This window comes from Aquimarina sp. BL5 (assembly GCF_003443675.1).
In the GTDB taxonomy this organism is placed as follows: Bacteria; Bacteroidota; Bacteroidia; order Flavobacteriales; family Flavobacteriaceae; genus Aquimarina.
In genome coordinates this window covers 5,253,124-5,276,065 of record NZ_CP031963.1, presented here as the reverse complement: position 1 = coordinate 5,276,065, position 22,942 = coordinate 5,253,124, and the positions used below count along the sequence as shown (strand labels likewise).

The 22,942-nt window shown below is 32.6% G+C and carries 22 protein-coding genes; 1 reads left to right on the top strand and 21 read right to left on the bottom strand.

Annotation, left to right across the window (positions count from 1 at the left end):
* Window positions 1–235 precede the first annotated feature (235 nt).
* Entirely contained in the window at window positions 236–427 is a 192-nt protein-coding gene (locus D1818_RS22185; protein ID WP_091410689.1) for a cold-shock protein, read from the bottom strand.
* Between the two features lie 378 nt (window positions 428–805).
* Between D1818_RS22185 and D1818_RS22180 the strand changes: the two genes are divergently transcribed.
* Window positions 806–1,762, top strand: a complete 957-nt coding sequence (locus D1818_RS22180) for a hypothetical protein (RefSeq protein WP_118461949.1) — start codon at window positions 806–808, stop codon at window positions 1,760–1,762.
* A 435-nt stretch (window positions 1,763–2,197) separates the two neighbouring features.
* Here the strand turns inward: D1818_RS22180 and D1818_RS22175 are convergent, their stop codons facing one another.
* From D1818_RS22175 to D1818_RS22080, 20 genes are all read right to left on the bottom strand, one after another.
* Window positions 2,198–4,042, bottom strand: a complete 1,845-nt coding sequence (locus tag D1818_RS22175) for a PLP-dependent transferase (protein WP_118464027.1) — start codon at window positions 4,040–4,042, stop codon at window positions 2,198–2,200.
* Window positions 4,043–4,255: 213 nt separating this feature from the next.
* Window positions 4,256–4,732: a nucleoside deaminase gene (locus D1818_RS22170; protein WP_118461947.1), complete on the bottom strand. Its 477-nt coding sequence runs from the start codon at window positions 4,730–4,732 to the stop codon at window positions 4,256–4,258.
* 92 nt (window positions 4,733–4,824) lie between these two features.
* Window positions 4,825–5,775 carry an XdhC family protein gene (locus tag D1818_RS22165; RefSeq protein WP_118461944.1) on the bottom strand — a complete coding sequence of 317 codons (951 nt, stop codon included), beginning with the start codon at window positions 5,773–5,775 and terminating at the stop codon, window positions 4,825–4,827.
* 27 nt (window positions 5,776–5,802) lie between these two features.
* Complete coding sequence (locus D1818_RS22160) at window positions 5,803–6,303, bottom strand: hypothetical protein (RefSeq protein WP_199726264.1); 501 nt, start codon at window positions 6,301–6,303, stop codon at window positions 5,803–5,805.
* A 5-nt stretch (window positions 6,304–6,308) separates the two neighbouring features.
* On the bottom strand, window positions 6,309–8,570 hold the full coding sequence (locus D1818_RS22155) for a xanthine dehydrogenase molybdopterin binding subunit (protein WP_199726265.1): 2,262 nt from the start codon (window positions 8,568–8,570) through the stop codon (window positions 6,309–6,311).
* Complete coding sequence (locus D1818_RS22150; protein WP_118461942.1) at window positions 8,570–9,973, bottom strand: FAD binding domain-containing protein; 1,404 nt, start codon at window positions 9,971–9,973, stop codon at window positions 8,570–8,572. The genes D1818_RS22155 and D1818_RS22150 overlap by 1 nt, the downstream gene beginning before the upstream one ends.
* Before the next feature lie 51 nt (window positions 9,974–10,024).
* Window positions 10,025–10,678 carry a toxin-antitoxin system YwqK family antitoxin gene (locus D1818_RS22145; protein WP_118461940.1) on the bottom strand — a complete coding sequence of 218 codons (654 nt, stop codon included), beginning with the start codon at window positions 10,676–10,678 and terminating at the stop codon, window positions 10,025–10,027.
* Window positions 10,679–10,720: 42 nt separating this feature from the next.
* Entirely contained in the window at window positions 10,721–11,371 is a 651-nt protein-coding gene (locus D1818_RS22140) for an HAD family phosphatase (protein ID WP_233558509.1), read from the bottom strand.
* 250 nt (window positions 11,372–11,621) lie between these two features.
* The gene (locus D1818_RS22135; protein ID WP_158596907.1) at window positions 11,622–13,274 is read right to left on the bottom strand and encodes a serine hydrolase; all 1,653 of its coding nucleotides are present in this window, start codon (window positions 13,272–13,274) and stop codon (window positions 11,622–11,624) included.
* A 113-nt stretch (window positions 13,275–13,387) separates the two neighbouring features.
* Window positions 13,388–14,497, bottom strand: a complete 1,110-nt coding sequence (locus tag D1818_RS22130) for a helix-turn-helix domain-containing protein (RefSeq protein WP_118461936.1) — start codon at window positions 14,495–14,497, stop codon at window positions 13,388–13,390.
* Between the two features lie 242 nt (window positions 14,498–14,739).
* On the bottom strand, window positions 14,740–14,922 hold the full coding sequence (locus D1818_RS25970) for a GNAT family N-acetyltransferase (RefSeq protein ID WP_118461933.1): 183 nt from the start codon (window positions 14,920–14,922) through the stop codon (window positions 14,740–14,742).
* Between the two features lie 248 nt (window positions 14,923–15,170).
* The gene (locus D1818_RS22120; RefSeq protein ID WP_118461931.1) at window positions 15,171–15,626 is read right to left on the bottom strand and encodes a hypothetical protein; all 456 of its coding nucleotides are present in this window, start codon (window positions 15,624–15,626) and stop codon (window positions 15,171–15,173) included.
* A gap of 250 nt (window positions 15,627–15,876) precedes the next feature.
* Entirely contained in the window at window positions 15,877–16,551 is a 675-nt protein-coding gene (locus tag D1818_RS22115) for a ZIP family metal transporter (protein WP_118461929.1), read from the bottom strand.
* Window positions 16,552–16,955: 404 nt separating this feature from the next.
* Window positions 16,956–17,585 carry an NAD(P)H-dependent oxidoreductase gene (locus D1818_RS22110; protein ID WP_118461926.1) on the bottom strand — a complete coding sequence of 210 codons (630 nt, stop codon included), beginning with the start codon at window positions 17,583–17,585 and terminating at the stop codon, window positions 16,956–16,958.
* Window positions 17,586–17,679: 94 nt separating this feature from the next.
* A complete protein-coding gene (locus D1818_RS22105; protein ID WP_118461924.1) occupies window positions 17,680–18,108 on the bottom strand; it encodes a nuclear transport factor 2 family protein in 429 nt (142 codons plus the stop codon).
* 24 nt (window positions 18,109–18,132) lie between these two features.
* A complete protein-coding gene (locus tag D1818_RS22100; protein ID WP_118461922.1) occupies window positions 18,133–19,224 on the bottom strand; it encodes an NADH:flavin oxidoreductase in 1,092 nt (363 codons plus the stop codon).
* A gap of 24 nt (window positions 19,225–19,248) precedes the next feature.
* Window positions 19,249–20,295, bottom strand: coding sequence for a DUF2911 domain-containing protein (locus tag D1818_RS22095; protein WP_118461920.1), 1,047 nt, complete (start codon window positions 20,293–20,295; stop codon window positions 19,249–19,251).
* 83 nt (window positions 20,296–20,378) lie between these two features.
* Window positions 20,379–20,855 (bottom strand): hypothetical protein, encoded by a 477-nt coding sequence (locus tag D1818_RS22090; protein ID WP_118461918.1) that lies wholly within the window; start codon window positions 20,853–20,855, stop codon window positions 20,379–20,381.
* Window positions 20,856–20,954: 99 nt separating this feature from the next.
* The gene (locus tag D1818_RS22085; RefSeq protein ID WP_118461916.1) at window positions 20,955–22,034 is read right to left on the bottom strand and encodes a zinc-binding dehydrogenase; all 1,080 of its coding nucleotides are present in this window, start codon (window positions 22,032–22,034) and stop codon (window positions 20,955–20,957) included.
* Between the two features lie 96 nt (window positions 22,035–22,130).
* On the bottom strand, window positions 22,131–22,916 hold the full coding sequence (locus D1818_RS22080; protein WP_118461914.1) for a DUF6503 family protein: 786 nt from the start codon (window positions 22,914–22,916) through the stop codon (window positions 22,131–22,133).
* Window positions 22,917–22,942: the final 26 nt, after the last annotated feature.

The following is a 22,942-nucleotide window of genomic DNA, read 5'->3' as shown; positions in this document are numbered from 1 at the left end:
TTTGATTTCCCCTTTGATGCAAAAGGTTGCAAATTGTTACACCACCTTTCTAAAAAAAAAACAAAAAACACCTAAGCACTTGATTTTTATATCTTAAAATTCAAAAAAAAATCCACTTTATTGTATTTTTAAAATCATCTATAATAATTGACTATAGATATTCAATAACTTAATCCACTAAAAAAGCCTATCAAAATTGATAGGCTCGTCTATTAAAAAAGTTATGTAGTATATATTAAATTACTTTTACATTTACTGCGTTTAAACCCTTTTTACCTTCTTGTAGATCAAATTCAACTGCATCGCCTTCACGAATTTCGTCTACTAATCCTGAAATGTGTACAAAATGTTCTTTGTTTGAACCTTCTTCCGTTATGAATCCAAATCCTTTGGCGTCATTGAAGAATTTTACTGTTCCTTTGTTCATTGTTAAAATTTAAATTAATTATTTATTGATTTGCAAAGATGATGCCAAACCTGAGTTTTAAGAATTAAGCATGTCTTCGTTATTCGTAAAGCTACGAATAATAATTTTATATTGGTTATGGGAATACCGTTGATCTTTTAATACATTACAATTTACTTCTTCTGTATAAAAATCAACATATTCGATTTTCCAAACGAAAAGTTTGAAATAATACCTCTACAATTTTCTACTAACAAGTAAAATAGGAGAAGGTAACAAAATGGTACTGTCTTTGATATACCTATACTAAGTAAATAGATTGTGAGTTGATTACAACTATTTGAAAAACAATAAAAATAACCTAACTTTATTCATTACCGAGGGAAAAAAATCACACAAATGCAAGCTATTAAAATCATGAAAAACACTCCAATTATATTAATCCTATCATTACTTTTTTCTTTGGTAATGAAAGGACAATCTCCTATTGAAGGAGGGTATATACAACTTACTATTGATGATTATAATGAGCTCATTGATATCAATCAAGAAAATGAGCTTAATGGTAAATATTATGTAAGAGAATTTAAGGATAAAAAACTCATCAGTATTCATAAAATTGAATATAGAAAAGGTAAAAAGCATGGAGAATGGTTGCATTTCCAAATTTTTAGAAAAAAAGGATCTTTAGATCTATCAACAATAGAGAATTATGAAGATGATCAAAGAAATGGTTATTATTATAATTCTGACAATGGCTTTACTTTTACTGAAGAAGGAAATTATGAAAAAGGGAAAAAAGAAGGTTTATGGTATATTACGAAAGGAGGTTCTAAAGAAAAGGTTAACTACAAGAATGGAAAGAAACACGGTGATTATTGGCGTCAAGATGCATCTGGTGTTATTGTAAAAGGAGCATATAAAAAAGGAGAAAAACTAGATGATTGGACGATCGAAGATCTTTCTGGAAATACCAAAATAGAGGGAGAAGATACCAGCACTGACTTAACTTCTATAACTCCTGTTAGCGCAACCGAAATACAAACAATAGAAGGTAACATTCATAAACCAGATGGATCTATTGTACCCATTGCCGTTGTAAGATTACAATTATCTGATGCTTCTTGTGCATATGCTTTTTCAGATTATGATGGAAAGTTCAGTATAGAAATTGATACTGATAAAATTACTCCAGATAGTTATTTTGAAATAGTTATCGAAGGGTTTCCTAAAAAAACAGTTCCTTTTTCAGAATTCTCTAATAACGATACTATTGTCTTGGAAAAAGGCAGAAAAAAAGTAAGCTATAATGAGTACCGCAGCTATTATGAATCTATGAAAGATTGTCATTTATAATCTATAGAATGCTATTTTTCCTTAAATATTCCGAAATAGAAATCGTCAATTCGATTTAGTCGAAATAAGAAAACGGTAGGGTATCACTTACAATCAAGCGTTATATACTAAAGAGAACGCTATGATATTTTTAAAAACACATTTTAGATTCAGTTTTAAATTGGTAATGAATTTTCTAAAAGAATTACCTTCTTCTTGTGGATATGCAATACGAAAATAGTTAAACTTACATCTTGTAAACAAGTTTCGGATTAGATCGATCTTATATCATTTGTCCTTTGAATTTACTTCCCAATAAATTCAAAGGACAAATGATTAACAATAATATTAGATGTTTCATTATAAGTCATCTTAAATCTAAAAAGTAGAAACCTGAAAAAACAGTTGTAAAAAGTTCAACAATTGATTTAACTGGTTCTCATCACCTCAGCATAATCAAATTTTTTCTACAAAATCTAAAAAAACTTTTTTATGAAGTTCTAGATCCATGTCAGGTGAAAGTGCGACACGAGCGATATAATCCTTGTCACCCTCTTTAGTTGTTCCTTGGGTAGATGTCGCTGGTATTGTCCAATAACATCCCTTTAACTGCCCATAGCTCACACAGTATTTACTTTCATTGGGGATTTCTGTAATCATTAAATTGATTAATTTATGATTCAATGCTCTTTTGTAAGATTCTTTTTCTTCGTCGGTCTTACCTTTGGTTGGTAGATCTAATGAAAACACAGATGGAGTAAACCCTTGCTCTGCCAATTCCTCCGAAACAAAATTAATTTTTGCCTCTGGTAAAGTATCATTAATAAAATTCACAAACTCACGGGTATTGTGGTACGCATCAATAATTCTTTGATTCATTGAAGGCAGCTGTTTTGCCAATATCTCATATTGTAGTGCTGTTGCTTCATTATCACAAAGATTAAGATGGAATTCTATTTTTTCCATTAAAGCTTCTGCTTTTTTATTCCCCACCACATAGCCAGCTGTACATTGTCCTCCACTTGGAAATTTTGATCCACTAGCGTACGAAATAGCGCGAACCGTAGAGAGTATTTCACCTTCCCCCAAAAAGAGCACGTTTGGGCAAAACGTTTGATCCAAAATAAAAACGGGATCGACAGCAATTTCACCAGCTGCAGTTTTACGTACTTTACTTAAAGTCTCTTTCAATTGTATTAGATCAGGAACTTCTACTCTAGGATTCGTAGGGATTTCGGCAATTATATAAGGGATAGCATCTTCCTTAGCAATTTTATCTAAAACGACATCTATACTTTGCACCATATCATTATCACCATCCACTGGTAAGTCCATCACCTCTACATTATCAATACAAGCAGCAACTCGTCTTGCTTGATCATTTGTTCCTCCATAACAATTTGGTGGAACAACAAATTTGATAGCCTTTCCATTATGTTTTTCCTGTGCATCATGAACTAACCCCATCATAATCGCATACTGAATAGATAAGCCGCTAGAACCAACTAGTGGTTTTGTGTTTGTTCCGGTAATTGATAAAATTGAATCTAGAACACTTGTTTTGTTTGTCTCTACATTACTTTTCTTACTATCAAAAGAAGAATTCTTTGTTAGTGCCTGTAATGCAATAAGACAATTAGCCGGTGTCATAGCGATGGTCTCTCTTCTTCTTACATGCTGAATTTCTGAAATGTAACTTTGATTTTGTTCTCCATTTATTAATAAAACACTTCCTAAGTTAGGATACATACTTATAAAAAAGTCAACATTTGGAATAAGACCAATAGTGTTAATTTCATCTTCTTCAGAAATTAAAATAGTACTGCCATTAAAATTAGGAATGGCTGAAACATCCTCAATATGTTTTAAATCAAACTCATAACCATATACATTCTTTAATACTTCCGCATCAAAAAAACGAGGTAATTCATTTGTATAAATAATTTGGGTGTGTTTATTATCAAATACGTTTTTTCTTAGAATTGCCAGAATAGGAATTGTCTTTGAAGAAAAACTGATTACATTTTCTGGTTTTAAACTGTTTAAATTAGCGATTCCCCATTCTAGGACACAAGATAATGGGTGACCTAATCGAATATAATCATAAGCCGTTGGTAATTCGGCTAGTGATGATGTTTCAGAATTATTGTTATTAAATAAGGATTCAAACTGTTCTAAGAACTGAGTTTTTGCCAGTTTTTCATCATAAATATCTAGTCGATGCGTAGTCAGATTTAACCAATTAGTTGGCATATTTTCTAATACATCTTTAATATAATTTAGCATTTTATTTACTCCCATAACTTCCACCTTTTGATAGGCTTTCAATATACATTAATTAGTTTTTTTTAAGTGTTACCAAACACTCTTGTCAGTGTCTCATATGGTAAGATCCCTAACCACAAATCTGTCGGCTTTAAAAATATTTCTTACACGATTCCTTGAGTTAATTTTTAGAATTTTATTGGCACCCCCAAAGGTTTAATACTCCGAGGCTTGCCTCGGGGTAGTTGACTAATATTCGGTTCTATCAGTTTTCGAGTCCCATTTTTGAAAAACTTTTAACGCTTCATCACGCAGCACGTTGGTAAACTCTATTTGTCTATTATCAATGCCCACCGCAATCTCATCATAAATTAATTGATCATCAAATTCGATATCTGCAGCATCTTCTCGGGTACAGCCATAAAACACTTTTTTAGGTCTAGCCCAATAGATAGCTCCTAAACACATAGGACATGGTTCACAAGAAGTATAAATGATACAATCTTCTAACTGAAAAGTATTTAATTTTTTGCAAGCTGTACGAATGGCATCTACTTCTGCATGCGCAGTAGGATCATTCTGAGAGGTAACCTTATTACATCCTTCTGCTATTATTTTTCCATTTTTTACAATCACCGCTCCAAACGGACCTCCTGTATTAGAATCCATACCATTTTCTGCTAGCTCAATCGCACGTCTCATAAATTTCTTATCCTCTTCTGTCATTTCTTTATAATTTAATGTTTTAGTCTGTGTCCTCAACCACGAATTAAAATCGGATGGAAATGTATCTTTTTTAGGTTAAGAAACAAAATATATTATTGGTTCACATTTTTTATTTTAATAACCTGAGCAGCAATGCTTACTGCAATTTCATTTGGGGTTTGACTTTTTATAGCAAGTCCTATAGGTGCGTGAATCTCGTTCAATTGAGAGATTGTAATACCTTCTTTTTGTAAAACCTCCCACATTGTTTTTAGTTTTGCTGTACTCCCAAGCACACCTATGTATGCAAAGTTTTTTCTAATAAGTTTACTAAGTACTAATTTATCATCAGTGTATCTGTTAGTCATAATAGCTACATAATTGTCTGGACCCTCAGGAATATAATTCGCTATCTCATTGAAATCTAATATTAACTTCTGGTGCGCGCTTGTGTTTAATTCGAGTGTATTTAGCTGTTCTCGATTATCAAAAACCACCACATAAAACCCAAGAGTAACAAACAACTCAGAAACTGCGACACTCAAGTGTCCTCCACCAACAATATATAATGTACTTCTATACCCTATATGTTCTTTAAAAAACCAATCTAAAGATGATGCTATCTTATATTCGAATGCATTAGCTAGTTGGTCTTTAGAAAAATTGATCGAAGTAGGTGTTACGACAAACGTGCCTTTTCCATTGTTTCGCAAACAATCTAAAATAGCTTCAACCACAGGAACGTGTGCTATGTTTAATGGGTGGAAGACCACCGTTTGTTCTCCAGAGCAAATCATTCCAGAGCCATTTTGTTTGTGACCTTGGTGAACTTGCTTTTTTAGGAATATTTTGAGATCACCAGTTTGTAGTAATTTTTTCGCCTCTTCTACTAATGAAAATTCCATAACGCCTCCTCCTATAGAGCCAAAAATAAAACCGTCTTCAGCAACCAGCATTTTAAATCCCCTTCTCCCAGGAGAGCTCCCAATATTTTCTATAACCGTTAGTAAGTATACGTTTTGGGTATCTTGTAATTTTGATAAAAGATGTTGCCAGAATTCCATACGTTTTATTAAAAAATGTAACCGCTTCTAATTAAAAATCACTTCACTCATTGCATAATAAATAGCCATCAATGCAGAGAAGATAGCACTAGCCAAAAATCGCCAACTTAAGTTTACTTTATTTTGAATTAAATAATTAGCTATAAACGATATTGGGATATTGACCAAAAACGACACCCATGCTATTTTCAGCAAATTTAAGTCGATTTGATTAAAATTTCCTGAGAAAAGTTTAATAAACAACAAATGACGAGCGATCCATAGAGGATTAAAATACAGTATTGCCAATCCTGTTTTAACGAGTGTTTTTTTTGTTCCCGTTATATCCTTTGTTTTAACCTCTATCCAGGCAAAATAATTTGGAATTTCTAAAGCATACAGTGTAGCTCCCAATACGATCATACCTACAAGTCGATACATAGAAAATTCTCCTAATAGTAGTGAAGCGATCAAATCTCCAGAACTATAAATAATAGCTCCTCTAAGAATATTAGCTTTGGTGTATTGAAGTTTTATGGTTTTGCTCAAGGTCGTTACTTTTCGTACAATCCCATTAATACCTTTTCTGGTGTAAACGGCGAATCAAACTTTAATTTATAATTTTCATTGAATGCTTTTACGGCTTGCTGAATGGCAAAGTACGTACCAATTCCATACATTAATGGAGGTTCGCCTACCGCTTTAGATTTATGGATCGCCATATCGTTTCCATCAGTTTCTACAGCTATAGTTTCTATTGTTTTGGGGGTAGAAAATATGTCCGGCACTTTGTAAGTCGATAACGCATTCGATAGTAATCGCCCATCGTTATTATAAGAGATTTCCTCCATAGTCATCCAACCAATTCCTTGCGCGAGTGCGCCTTCTACTTGGCCTATATCTACACCAAAATTCATACTTTCTCCGAAGTCATGAACAATTTTCACAGCGTCTATTTCATAGGTTCCTCTCACACAATCCACCGTAACTAATGTAATTGCAGTTCCATATACGTGGTATGCAAAGGGATGTCCTTTTTCTTTTGTTTTATCAAAATGAATGACGGGTGTTGCATAATGTGCGTTTTCTGATAAAGCAATTCGTTCCGCCATAGCCTGAGCCACGATTGCTTCCCAAGTTATATTTGATTTTTTTCCATCCACAAAAACATAATCTTCTTGAAAAGAAATTTTAGATACCTCTACTTCCAACATTTTAGCAGCCACTGCTGTCAATCTTTCTAATAATGAGGTACACGCCTTCAGTACAGCTTTTCCGTTTAAATCTGCTGTAGAACTTGCCGCAGAAGGCGAAGTATTAGCTACACGAGTGGTATTGGTTGTTTCTAATTTTACTTTGCTAGCAGAAATACCTAATGCATTCTGAGCGACTTGTAACATCTTTGTGTTAACGCTTTGTCCCATTTCTACTGCTCCTGTGCTCACCCCGACACTACCATCCTGATAGATATGAATCAATGCTCTTGCATGATTCATCATCGTGTTTGTAAATGAAATACCAAAGGTAACGGGCATTAAAGAGATTCCTTTTTTCAAATGAGTATTACGAGCATTAAAGTCAACGACTTCTTGCTCTAGTGCATCAAGATCAAATTTTTCTTTTGCCGTAAACCAAGTATTCTGAGCCTCTACGTTGGTTGCGATTTGTCCATAAGAGAACTCATCGTTTTCTGCCAGTAAATTGGCTTCCTGGATTTTTAGTTTATCAACGCCTATTGTGTGTGCTGCTTTGGCAATAGCTGACTCAATAACGAACATTCCTTGCGGGCCACCAAAACCCCTAAATGCGGTATTGGGCGGTAAGTTTGTTTTACAACTATATACAGTTGTGCTCACATTTGGAACAAAATAACTGTTAGTCGCATGAAATAATGTTCTTTCGGCTATTGCAGGAGATAAATCAGCAGCTGCACCAGAGTTTTGTAAAAACTCCGCTTCAAAAGCTATAATCTTTAAGCTCTTATTGAGTCCAATTTTGAAAAAAGAGGAATACGGATGACGCTTTCCTGTCATTCGCATATCATCGTGACGGTTTAGGATGTATTTTACAGGTTTATTTAAATGTTGTACTGCGACTGCTGCCATAACTGACCAAGGAGTTGCTTGATCTTCTTTCCCTCCAAAACCTCCACCTAATCGGATAACATCTATTTCTATCTTATGCATGGGTACCCCTAAAACTTTTGCAGCTGTTTTTTGTACTGCTGTTGGGCCTTGTGTAGACGATGTGATCTTGATACTTCCATTTTCTTGAGGAACCGCATAACAACCTTGTGTTTCTAAGTAAAGATGCTCCTGACCGTTAGAAAATGTTTCACCTTCGATCACATAATCACAATCCGAAAAAGCAGCATTGGTATCTCCTAGTGTAAAGGAACGTGGCGCATTGATAAAGCTTTTTTTCTCTTTAGCTTCTTTTGCAGTTGTTATTACGGGTAATTCTTCTATTTCTATTTCGATAAGCAGACGTGCTTTTTTTGCAATGGCTTCTGATACTGCTACGATAAATGCAATTGGTTGTCCCCAAAAATGAACTTCATCTTCTGCCCATAAAGGCTCATCAGGAATAATTCCACCGATTTGGTTTTCTCCCAAAACATCTTTGTAGGTAAATATTTTTATAACGCCCTCTACTTGTTCTGCCTTTGTATAATCTACATGTTTTATTTTCCCGTGTGCCTTTGGTGAATCAAACACCAATCCATACAACGTATCTTGTCTGGTAATCAAATCATCTACAAATAGGGATTCTCCTCGTACATGTGTAAAACTGTCAATATTTTTCATCGTCTTCATCACGCTATCAGTTTTTGAAGTTGAACCTTTGTTGGAAATAATTCAATAAAATGTGCAAAGAACAATTGTTTTGCTAATAGCCTCTTATAATCTGATGATCCTCTTACATCACTTATGGGCGCAATTTCTGACTGCAAAATCGAGACTGCTTGTTTTACAGTTTCGGAATCAATTGTTTTTCCAATTAAGAAATCACTAGTATCGAATAGATATTTTGGAATTGGAGCAACACCGCCCATCGAGAAATGTGCAGCTTTGATGATGTTGTTTTCTAAGGTTATTTTTGCTGCGGTATTAACACTTGCGATATCTAAATGTGTTCGTTTACTTACCTTTTCGAAATTATAAAAATCTTGATTTTCTAGAACAGAAAAAGAAATATTTTTTAAAATTTCTCCTTTTTGTAAATCATAAGTTTTATATCCTTTATAAAACTCATTAAAAGGTATTTGTCTTTCCGAATTTGTTTTGGTCTGTATCGTTAGTGTAGCATTAAGTGCCAAAAAGAAAATTGTCATATCTCCGATAGGAGAAGCATTGACAAAGTTTCCTCCTAAAGTCCCCATATTTCGTATAGGTTCTGAAGAAACTAGTTTAAGAAATGATTTTAATTTCGGAAACAGCAACTGTAATTTTTCATTTTCTACTAATTCTGTAACTGTAGTATTAGCACCTATAGTACAAATTGTATCTGTAAATTGAATTCCTATCAATGCTTTATGACCGGCAATTAACTGAACTTGTTCCTCTGCAAGTTGATCTGCATTATGAACGTATAGATCCGTTCCATTGGCAACTATTTTTCCTTCGCCAGTAATCAGTTCGGGCTCTAAATCTTTTAATTTTTGAGGAATTGTTTCAAAATAATTAGGAATAAACCCCTCTTTGATCAACCATGCTATCGTATCATTAGTATCTTTTTCTTGTAGTTTCGCTTCTACTAGAAAGCCCGCTTTCTCTATAGATTTATATCCTGTGCACCTACAAATATTACCACTTATAGCATCATTACAAGAATCCAAGATACTTTCATCGTTCTGCATAGCGTATCCAGTCATAGAAACTACAAAACCTGGTGTACAAAATCCACATTGCGTAGCGTAGTTATCAGTCATAGCTTGTTGTACGGTATTCAATGCTGTAGGTAAATTCATCCCTTCGATCGTAACAATATGTTTTCCATTGGCATTCCCAAGAGGTGAAATACAGGATGTAATATTTTGATAGGAAATCTTGCCCTCATTTAGTATTCCTACCAAAACTGTACAAGCACCACAATCTCCTTCACGACAACCAATTTTTGTTCCTTTTAATTGCTGGTGTTCCCTTATAAAATCTAGAAGCGTTATTCCTGCATTAGCAGATGTTCGAATAACCTCATTATTTAAAATAAATTGAATCATATGTAAGAGGCAAGGTACTAAAAAGTTCTACCAAATTTTACATATCAAAAATCAATTTTCAGCTTCATTACTTCGAACTGCTTGTATTTTTTTACCGTTTTCATAGGTCTCAGTTAACAATAGCCCCCCTTTATCATTATAGATTTTCCATACTCCATCTTCTTTACCTTTTATTTTTTCTCCAGTTCTATAAATTTGACCATTTTTATAAAAATCAGTCCACAAACCATGTGGTCTCCCATTTTTATAGTTTTCTACGGAAGCCAATTCACCAGAATCATAATAACTTTTCCATTCTCCTGTACTTCCTTCTGTATCATAATGCTTTATATATTTAAGAGTTCCATCATCTAAATAGTGTTTCCAAGTTCCGATTTTAGCGTTTTGTTGATGTGCTCCATCCATATATAATTTTCCTGTTGGATGAAAGACCTTCCAAGCCCCTTCTAATTTTCCATCTTGGTAGCTTTCTATTTTTGAGGGCTCTCCGTTTTTGAAATAGCTTGTCCACTCCCCGACTTTTTTATCATTTTCATACTGCCCTGACACAAGTAATTCTCCACTTTCATAATAATCCTTAAAGACTTTTACACTTTTTTCATAACTAATATTTATACCATTATCATTTGACTGGTTAGAATTTTGTTTACAAGCTAAGAGCAAGCACATCATCATAAAAAATAATATGTAGGTTCTTTTTTTCATGTTTTGTAGTATTTATTAATGGTAATGGTTTATCTGTAGTCTTTATTTTACACTTTCGAATATTGTGTAATCGACATTCTCGAATGAAGGTATTTTAAAATCAAAATTTTCAGTTATTAAGTTTTTACCTCCATTTGTAAATGCTATCACTTTTATGCCCGCCTTATTTGCTGCTATAATTCCTGAATTTGAATCTTCTATCACAATACAATTATCAGCCTTTTCATTTAATTTTTGTAGAGTACTTAAGTAAATATATGGTTCTGGCTTTCCTTTTTTCTCGAATTCCGCTGATGATATTGTTTCGAAATCCTTAATAATATTCATTTTATTTAAGACTTTTGGAATTATTCTATAGGGAGAATTTGTCGCTAACGCTAACTTAACACCTCTTGACTTAAGTTCTTTGATTGTATCTACTACACCTGGAATTAGACAATTTTCTAATTCAATCAATTCTATTACTCGATCAATCACCATATTTTCAACTTCCTCAATCCCCTTGTTTTTCCATGGATTTCTTTTAAACCAAAACCTTGTAACTTCATTAGTAGTCATTCTTTGGGTTATGCGACGTAATTCGTCTGTTATCTCTACTCCCAAAGATGTAAAAACCTCTCTCTCAGCTTTCTGCCAAAAAGGTTCGGAGTCTACAATCACTCCATCCATATCAAAAATCACAGCATTAATCAATTTCTCATTTAATTTTATTAGTTGCTTTTATTTTTCTTTTATTAGATACAACATCAAATATATGAATCTGAATAAGGCAAACATACCTGAACCAATCGATTTATCCGTGTTTTATTATTTCTTTAGTTAATATTTATAAAAATCTGACAGTATTACAAAAGAGAATGACCTCTGGAAAATTATTTCGGAATTTTCGAAGTAGATAAGTGCAAAGCAATAAACTATACGCTTTATTATATACTATAATCTTTTAATTTAGCAGCACAGGAAGGATATATTCTTTAAATAATTTTCTTGAATGACTCCATTTCCCGTTTCTATAATTCCCAGCTGTTATTACAACCACGGATTCCAACTTTGGAATTACAATAATAAGCTGACCTCCAGCTCCTCTTGCTTCAATAGACTGAACAGATTTTCCATTGATCATATAATTGTCGTGCCACCAAAAATAGCCATATTCATTCTTATCTTTTACGTCTTGTAGTCTTGTGTGTTTTTTAAAAGATTCTTCAACCCAAGCTTCTGAAATAATCTGTCTTCCTTTCCAGATCCCCTTGTTAAGATATAGCTGCCCAAACTTTAGTAAATCTCTTGGGGTTAATCGGAAACCTCCTCCAAAATATGGCGCACTTTCTTTATCGTCAGTATTCAATATATAATTTGTAATTCCCAGAGGCGAAAAAAACTTATCTTGCATATAAAATTCTAGAGGTACATCTAATCTTTCGTTTAAATAAATACCAAGTAGAAATGGATTTGCAGATCCATAATCGGTATAAGTCCCTGGGGCTTTTACCATAGGAGCCTCCAACACTGTTTTTAACCAATTACTGGACTCTTGATAATAATCTTCTGATGCTGCCTTATTAACATCTAATCCAGAGCTCATAGTCAATAAATCCTTGATTGTTATTTTAGCTTTTAAAGTATCTTTTGTATACTGATATTCTTTAGGTATAAAATCATATAGACTTTGATCAACGCTTTCTATAATTTTATCATCAATAGCTATACCGATGATGGCTGATGAAACACTTTTTGATGCGGAACGTGTATCGTGTGGAATAGCAGCATTAAAACCAGCAAAGTATTTTTCGTAAGTGATTTTACCTTTTTTTGCAACAAGAGCTCCCTCTATACCTATTAAGTCACCATTATGGATATCTTCCTCCATTTTTTTAAGTATTAAAGGATTTTTTGATGATTTCCAACCGTCATTAATTTGTAAATTCTCTTGTACAGAGTTGGAATGGTTTTTTGTACTTTCTGTTCGTCTTTTAAATGATGTTTTTGTTATAAACTTGCCACCCAAACTAATATTCAATATAATTTCAGAGGGTTTTAATTGCCCTTCAAATTCAAGCCCTGTTTTATAATCTACAAATGAAATAGCATTCTTATTTTTCTTAAAATCGTTGCACCAAAGGCTTCCAAGAATCGGGTAAGCAGGATATTCCTCATTTGGGGTATTACTTTCTTTTATAATTAAACGTAAAGATTGAGATTGTAGATAGTGAAACACCGACAGATTCCATTTTCCTAAGAAACGATCTCCTTCTTTAACGAGTTTCGTAGGAAACAAATTTCCCTTTGATTTAATAAAACCACTTATTTCTGATTGCTCATTATTAACGATCCCACTAAAAATGAAGTTCTTATCTAATATAACATTGATTTTCTTTCCAAATCTGAAATCTTTTGTTACTATTTTTTTGTTGTTTGAAAGTGTGAAAACAGCATCTGTTCCATTCAGTTTTTTGATAGATATCTCTAAGTTAAGAGCATTTTTAATTTCCGTTTTCCCTTCCCATTCCCCTATGTAATCTTCTATAGTTTGTTGAGCACAGCTTGATAATATATAAAGTATTAAAACGGATAGACAAATAGATTTTTTAAGCATCATAAGAAATTTAAACAAAAAATAATTTGCGTTACTTTCCAAATCTCTGTCTTTTTATACACATAGAAAAATAGTATTCGTCCTATAATGTCCTATTGCGAGCGTTGAGACTATTATGATTTCTGCTTTACATATTCTAATGGAGTTAGCGAAGTGCTTTTTTTAAAGATTCTATAAAAACTACTTTTAGAACTGAATCCACAGGACAACCCTATACCAACTATAGAATGATTTTCCATTGCTTTTGATGTTAAAATAGCCTTAGCTTCTTCTACGCGATATGCATTAATGGTATCGTGAAAATTACTCGATAAAACCTCACTAAAAAATGCTGATAATTTTCGTTCTGAAGTATCCATTTTATCCGCTAATAATTTCAAGTTCAAATCTTGTAGTAGAAATATTTTTTGTTCATTCATACACTCACGAAACTTTTCTTTTAACATACTTTTCTCTATCGATTTTAAATAAGAAGATTCCTTCTTAGCATCGTTTGAAATTGGCATATGAGTCAAAAAGCTGGGTAAAAAAACAGTAGATTGTGTAAGACCATAATACCCAAGATAAAACATCGCGAAAATTAAAAAAAACACTGTAATGTAGGCATCCCAATCTACATAATAACCTACTATAATTTCTACAATGGTTATAATAAGGTCTACAATCAATACAATTAAAAAACTGATCAGAAATTTCTCAATCCATAGTACATCTTTCTCTCTAATATTAGAATAGTTTACCTTTAGTAAGTTCTTAAACTTATAAAATAAATGTAAAGCTGCAATAAAATAAAGGATCCCAAAAATGTCCTGTACTATTGCCCAGTTAGGTACATATACGTGAATTGTGTAAATATATGTAGCGTTTGGATATAAAGATTTTGGTAAAATGTATGCGGTAAAATAAATAAAGAAAACTATAAAATGTTTTATATTTTCTCTTATCAGTCCAGATGGTTTGAAAAAAATAGATTTCACATATACATATAACAAAGGTGGAATTAAAAAACGAACACCGTTCTGTAAATAATTGGTTATAAATTGTAATAGTGTTAATTCATGTAAAGTAGCATAGAAATATATGATAATGTTAAGAATTAATATCCAAAAAACAATCAATAAATAATGGGGTAACTTTTTTTCTTTTAGCTTAACGATACCTATTATAGGTAGAATACTTAATACTATTCCAATTACCAATACAAAGTTTAATGCTAATTTCATATATATCGTACTAATAATTCTTAACTAGTAATTTAAACATAAAGAATGTAAAATCTTAAACGAAAATACAAGTTTAATTTAATTTTGTTAGTTTCTAAAGTTTTAGATAATAATTGGATGATTATTCAGAAAAGCCATTCAGATTGTTAATTCTTTTTTTTTGAATCAATGTTATTTAAAGATTGGATTCGGACGTAATCGAATGCACCTTAATTGCGATTATGCATTGTTGGCAAATCGGTTTACTTTTTTGCCAATATTTTTACCATTTGATAGTTTTCGATAATTTGACCAGTCTCAAAATGGTTAGGTACGATGTCTAGTAATTTATAACCCATTCTTTTATAAAACTCTATTGTTTTAAGGTTTTCTTTATGTACGATTAATTCAATTCTTGAAATATTATTTTTTTGTTGCAAAATCATCAGTAAATTTAATCGTTTTTTTACCAATTTTTTTTCCTCTATAGTCTTCTAGAAGGTATAATTTATCTAACAATAAAAATATCAGTCTCTCTTTTTAGTCCGAGCTACCCCACATGTACCCCTTCATACGTGAGTAAAAAATAATAACTTCCATTTTTAACTTGTTGCTCTATTGCTTTTGCTGTTTGATATTTATTTATGAAATATTTAGTATGCTCTTTCGTTATAACGGCTTTGCAAAAAGTTTTTTAAATACTTTTTTTAATCCATTTACCAAATAAAACTCCAACTAAAATTGCAGGTAATAATCCAACTATTGTTATCCAGAAGAAAGGTTTCATAATATAATCCTCAAACGAGTCCCAAAAAGTATCATAAGGCTCCATTCCTTCTTGCATAAATCCAGTCCATCCAACAAGAAAAGCTGTTATTATAAGAGTCAAAAAACCGTATTTTGCTCCCACTCCGCCAGAGCTTTTTTTCTGTATTAAAATTTCGTATCCAGCATTTTTTCCGAAGAAATATGCAAGTCCATAAAAAATCCCAATTCCGATAATGATATTTATCCAGTAATTCCATTCCGTCATCCATTGTATATTTCCGCCAGAAAGCAATATCATAAACAGAAAAGCAATGAACATTCCAATAGTCGCAGATTGTAGTGCTTTCCTAATTCCGATGTTTTTTGCTATTTCAGATTTCATTTTGAGTTTTGAAATGTTTGACAACAGTTCTTAAACAGTTTTTAGTGTTAGGAGGTAAGTTAGCAAAAAAGAGCGAAGAAATTCTGCAGAACTCCCTAAATCATTATTAAGCACTATGAACTATAAAAGTTGTTTCAGCACGTTTTATATGAATTGGAATTATATATATTCAATCATTTTAAAAAGTGATTCTTTTATCTTTCTTTCTGCAAATATTGACGCGACTATTTTGACCGTTCTTCGAGAACGTTTATATCAAATTAGCGATGAAAACACCAAAACATATCACTACCAGCTTGGATAAATTAAACTTATGACCTTCACCTGTTTCAAACAAAATAGTTGTAGCAATATGTAAAAAGATACCGATCACTATAGCATTAACAAAATCTATATATTCATTAACTAAAACTGTATTATTAGACATATAGGTACCTAGAGGTGTCATTACCATAAATATTAATAAGAAACCAATAACTTGAACTTTACTATAACTAGATTGAAATAAATACGTAGTGATTAATGCAGCTATTGGAATTTTATGTATCAATATACCATAGACCATATCATTATGCTGATGAATAGGAAACCCTTCTAAAAAACTATGAATACAAAGACTAATGAATAGTACCCAAGGAAACTCTTTATTTTCCTTATGTAATTGGTCATGACCATGCTCGATGCCTTTTGATAAAAATTCTAAAATAATTTGTAATAGTACTCCACACATTATTAAAAGCCCAGTTTGCTTGGCTTCTAAATGATGATATACTTCTGGTAATAAATCAAAAAGCGTTAATGCTAATAGAAATGCACCACTAAATGATAATAATAATTTAGTGCCTTTAGATTTTTGCTTTTTGGTGATAAACCCAATAATAACGCCAATAACAATGGCAATAACTGGAAGTAAATACTTATTCATAATGATATCGTTTATTTTGCTCTTTCTATTTTTTAAGAATCGGGGTGGATATTATAGAATTAATGTTCTAATAAACCTTAAGCCGATTTATCTATTATTGACATTACAAAGTTGCGTCATATGTATAGAGATTAATATGATGTGTGGTAAGAAAAAAGCTTGATCCCTATCAAAGAATAAAATTGATTTAAATCAATTTTTATTTACAAGCTTAAACTGTTTATGCTTAATGATTCTATAGAAATTAACCAATAGAATACTTGTACGTGTTGCGGTACTCAACTTATGAGTAAAAGAAGTTAGTAAAACACTTCGTTCTATAGCATTTTTTAGGTTTGGAAAGGTAGATTCATAAACATATGTAAATGAATCTACCTTTAGTTAAGAAGTAACTATTTGAACAACTATATTTTTTCAAAAATTGCCCCTAATGGTTTTCTAACCTTTTTTGTGTTTTGGGTATCGTCTTCTTCGCTTCTATAACCAATTGCTAATACAACACTGGTTTTCAAACCTTTATCTTTTAAGTTCAAAATTTCGTCATATGATTCTGGCTCAAAACCTTCCATAGGTGTACTATCTAATTTAAGTTCGGCACAGGCATTAAGGGCGTTAGACAATGCTATATAAGTTTGTTTCGCAGTCCAAGATTGTTTCTCATCTGCAGATTTTTCTTTCATTTTCATTTTCATGAAATCACTGTAGTCTTTTAAATCAGAAACTTTTAAACCTTGCGTTTGTGCCTTTAAATCGATATAGGCCTCTATGTCTTTATCTGTAACATCATCATAGCTACAAAAAACAAGTAAGTGAGATGCATCTGTTATTTGGGGCTGTCCCCAAGATACGGGTCTCAACTTTTCTCTAATTGACTTATTTTCAACGATAAGAACCTTAAATAATTGTAATCCATAAGACGTTGCCGATAGTTGAATTGCTTCTTTTATTTTTTCTAAATCTTCAGAACTAATTTTCTTTGAAGTGTCATATTTTTTAGTGGCGTATCTCCACTTTAAGTTTTCAATTAATTGCATTTAATATATTTTTTGAATTTGATTATTACTAAAATCTTAAACTAATCTCTACTATTTGTTTACCAAAAGGTTCTTCGTTTTTTTAGACATGCTGTTATTTAGAATCTTGTCTAGTGTAAAATATTTTACTCACTATTTTCCACTGTCCGTCTATCTTCAATACATGCATAAAATCAATGTAAGTAAATGTTGGAAATTGAATCTCTAGTTGAGCACTTGCCGCATTTCCAGAAATATTTACTGAAACAACTCTCGTTTTTATCTTTTCTTTAAGTGGAGATCCATCCATCCCTTCCGTTAATCCTTTAATGGCATTGACTTCTTTATAATCTTTATCTATCCATTTCATAGTTGCGGTAGGATGAAAAGCTTTTGTTAAGGTCTTAGCATCGTTATTTACCAATCCGGTGAGATAGTAATTCAGTGTTGTCTCAATACGCTCTAGATCTGTTTGTTGCGCATGTAACTCTGTTGTAATTGTCATAGTAATTATTGTTATAAATGTTATTAAGACTTTTTTCATATTTGTTTTAATTTAATTTGTTATTTATTTTTTAATAAAATCAGGCCATGATTTCATCATTTCGATAAACTTCGGTCCTAATCCTTCGTTCTTTAAATGAGAAATAGAAACTGGTAATTGTTCTGGCACAAAGCTATCATTGTTCATAACCCTAACAGGAAAATCATGGTGAATGATTCCTGATCTTCCGATAGCAACAAAATCTGCACCTGCATTAAGGACTTCATGAACTTCTTTGCCTCCGTTAATTTTTCCAGCTACTGTTAATTTAACTTTCTTATACTCTAATTCTAAAAAATGCTCTAATAAACTTTTCTTAGTATCAGAATGCTTTTCGGGTTTTTTAAATACGTCCCATAATGACAAGTCTAAAAAATCAATTTTATTTGAATCAATAAGCCATTGTGCTACTAATTTCACTTCATCTAATACCATTCCATATCGTTCTGGAGATAAGCGTACTCCAATAGCAAAATCTGAACCACAAGCTTCATAAATGCCTTCAACAATTTCAAAAATTAATCGCGCTCTATTTTCTAGACTTCCTCCATATTTATCATTTCTATGATTAATTTCACTACTTAAAAACTGTGCCAGCAAATACCCATGTGCGCCATGGACTTCAACCCCATCATAGCCAGATTTTTTTGCTCTTACAGCAGCAGAAATGAAATCGTCTCTAACTTGATATATTTCATTTAGGGATAATGCTCTCGCTTTAAATTCTTCATTATCGGAGGGGCAAATAGGTTGTTCATCTATCAATTCTTTTGGAGACCTCATACCACCATGAAATAGTTGAATTACAGCAAGACTACCATAAGCTTTAATGTTTTCTGTTAATTTTCGATGTCCTAAGAGTTGATTGTCCGAATAAATCCCTAACTCTCCAGGCCAAGCTTTACCATTGGCTTGAACATTGACGGCACAAGTCATTACTAATCCAAATTGGCCTTTAGCTCTCATTCTTAACCATTTTAACTCTTCCTTTGATAATGTTCCATTATCGTGACTCTGTTTATTGGTAAGCGGAGCTAACATAAATCGGTTCTTCATTGTTTTGCCACTAGCAAAATGTAAAACCTCATTGGTTTGGACAAGATTGTTCTCTTTCATAAAATTGAGTTATTTCTTTTGTGATTAAATACCCTCACCTTTTTTCAAGCGTTCTTTGTATTTTATGAATCTAGCTTCAAAATGCTTTGGAGTGTCATCTCCAGTTTTTTCCAAAGCCTTCAACGCATTTTTGAAATCTTTTTTAGCTGAATAAGCTCTAGCCAATCCATAATGACTTGGAAAAACACCATTATTATTTTTGACATTCGCTTTCATGATTTCTATCGCTTTGTATAATTCGCCATCCATGATGAATCTTAGTCCTAATTTGTAAAGTTCGTCAGGACTTCCCAATGGAATAGCTTTTTGTACCATATCCTGGGCTTCGGCAGTCTTTCCTTGTTTTTGTAAAATCTGAGATTTCAAAGAAAGATTACTAAATGTTTCTTTACTGAAAAAATTACCTTCAATAGAAGCATTAACCCATTCCTGCGCTTGGTCTAATTGCCCCACACTAAGAGCATAATTGGCTGCACTATCCCAAGTAGATTGCTGAAATCCTTTTGGACTCCTTAAATCATTACGAATTCCCTCCATGACAATTTCATCTACTGCTACATCAATTCTAAAGGGTATCTCTTTGGTGTCCCAATGTAAAGAAACCGTTGCATTATAGGGTGTCATCGAATCAAAACTATATGTCAGCATTTCTGTGCTAGTATTTTTATCTATAGAAGTAACTTTAAAACGAAGTATATCTTCATTTACATCATAAAAATACGATCCCCAAGAAGTAGTATTAGAAGATAAAATAATCATCACTTCTCTATTTTCTTCTGGTACCATAAACAAGGCATATTTTCCTGCAGGAACTTTGTTACCTTGTATACTAACCTCATGTGTAAAATTAATCGTAGTATTATAATCTGATCCCGCTCTCCAAGGCGCAGCTTTAGAAGTTCCAAACCCTAAATAATTAAAACCATAGGGTACTAAACTGCCCCAGATTTTTCGGCCTTTAACAGATGGTCTGTTATAGTGAATCGTAATATCGGTAATACCTACACGTTGACTAACCTCTGCTTCAGGGCTTTTAGCTGGTAGCGTGATTTGTGCTTTTAAGTTTGACATATTAAAGAATGATTATAATTAAAAGAGAAATAACAGGCTTTTAAGCCTTTATTAAGAATAATTCATATTCTGACATTAGATATCTATTTAGCAATAGATTTAAGAGTAGGATCTGCATTCCAAATGTCTACAGCCATTTTCCACTCTCCTTTTTCATTTTTTTTCCAAATAGAAACCACCTTTTCAAATTGATTTACCGTGTTGCCATCTTTATCATCAAAATTCACTAACATTTTATCTATAGTATACCCTAAATCTAAACTCTTAGACACAAATGCTTCTTGCGGTTCCCATGTGACCCTAAAACCAGGTAGTGATTGAAACTCTTTCAACACGTTTTTAATCTTTTCATGACCTTCTAAAAGAGGTTGGCCAGGAGCCATCATGATACCACCTTCACCAATAAAACTAAAATATTCTTCAGTAGAGAATGATTGAGACCATTTGCGACTGGTCTCCATTAAATTGGCTTCTTCCTGTGTTATGTTTATCGTTGTTTCCTCATTGGCGCAGGAAACCAACAAAATTCCTGCGAATACAACTAAAAATAATCTTCTCATATTGGTAATGCACTTTATATTATGGAGTCGAATAATGTGTCAAAAAAGATTTTCTGGAAACCTTTTTCGACACATTATTAACTTTCAATTTGAAAAATATTATGGACGTAAAGCCACTTTAAGCGTTCCTGACGTTCGATCACGCATTAAATCATAGCCCTTTTCTGCTTCAGATAAGGGTAAAACATCTGTAAAAATTACACTAGGATCAATAACACCTCTTTCTACTATAGGAAGTAATTTTTTCATATACGCTGCTACATTTACAACACCTGTATGAATAGTTATATTTCTAAACAAAGCTGAGGAGTATGGCTGCTCTACTGGTTCATAAAGATGACCAAATCCCAGAACACTTATTGATGCACCAGCCTGAGTCATTTCCATTCCTTGTGTAATTGCTGTTTTATTACCGACAGAATCGATTACAGAATTTGCACCTCGTCCTTCTGTAAGTGACTTCACAAATGCTACAGGGTCTTCATTTTTTGAATTCACTACGTGTGTTGCTCCAATAGTTTTTGCTAACTCTAATCGACTATCGTGACGTCCTACAAGAATAATCGTAGAAGGACCAAATAATGTTGCAGCCATTACTGCACTTAGACCTACTGCACCATCACCTATAACTACTACAGTTTCTCCAGTTTTGATATTAGCATTTAGTGCTCCGTGATAACCTGTAGCAAAATTATCTCCTAACGGAAGAACTTTCGTATCATGCTCATCTCCAGTTAAACCTTCTGGAAGTTTAAATAATGATGTATTGGCATAAGGCACACGTATAAATTCAGCTTGCCCTCCTTGGATATCATCACCTCCATGCTCTGCAAAAAGAGGTGTTCCAAATAAGCCTCCATGATCACAGGCCGAAGGCAAATCACGTTTACAATAGTAACAATCTCCGTCAACAAACATAGCAGAAGCCACAACGCGGTCTCCAACTTTTAAGGTGTGAATATCTTTACCTACTTGATCTATTACTCCAACGAATTCATGACCTATTCGCATCCCTTCAAACAATCCCATTTCGGGTCCGTTTTGGGTAAATTCTAAATCCGCTCCGCAAACACCCGCAAGGGTAATACGTACGATAACATCATCGTCTTTTAATAATTGAGGTTTTGCTATATCAACGACCTCGATTTTTGCTCTTTCTTTGTATACTACTGCTTTCATAATTTTAATTATTTATTTTCTAGTTTGAAGTAACTTCTTCTTATTTATTGAATTTTATATTTGTTAAAATTGTTGATAGATTTGAATAGGAAAACACTAACTCTGAATGTTTTCTAAATTATATCCATTGTTAAACTTGACATTTTTAGTAAACTGCTCTGTCCACGATCCTTCTAGCTTATTGCCATCCCAATCTGCTGGCGCATATCTGCGATAAGTTGATAAATAGATACCATCTACCTTCTCATACTTTACTTTCATTATACTTGGTTCAGTAATACCAAATCCTGTTGCGTTATATAGAAATTGATCTACTCTATATGTCTGTGGATTGATGTATAGGATATACTTATCTTGGCTCGATTCTCCTATATTATCGCCAAAGGTCATCTCTATAACTTTATAGGTTATGTCTTCAACCTTTCTAGAGGACAATATTTTATGATTCACACCCGGATCAGATAGTTTGAACATCATGGTAAACCAGTAATAGTTGGTTTTCCTAAGAATGTGACCAATAAATGCTGGTTGTTGCTCTGTAATAGCTTTTCCATCTATTTTAGATATAGAGTTTGTACCATTAAAGAACTGTGTGTAAGTTTCACCAGGCATTTGAGGTATTGCATAAACTTGTCTTTTGGTATATTCTGCAAAGGAAACTTCTCTATCAAAAATATACCGCTCTTTAGAAACATCTTCTACATTGTTATCTTTAACTTTAAATGTATAATCAAAGGATACATCTTTTAATTTATGTAATGCATTTTTGCCGCCATTGGCTTCTACTACTTTAGCGATTAGCTCCTTTGCTTCTTGAGCTTGAGTTGAAAATGCAAAAACGATTAATACGAATGGTACGATTTTAAAAATTACTTTTTTCATGATAAATTAATTATTGTGATTTTACT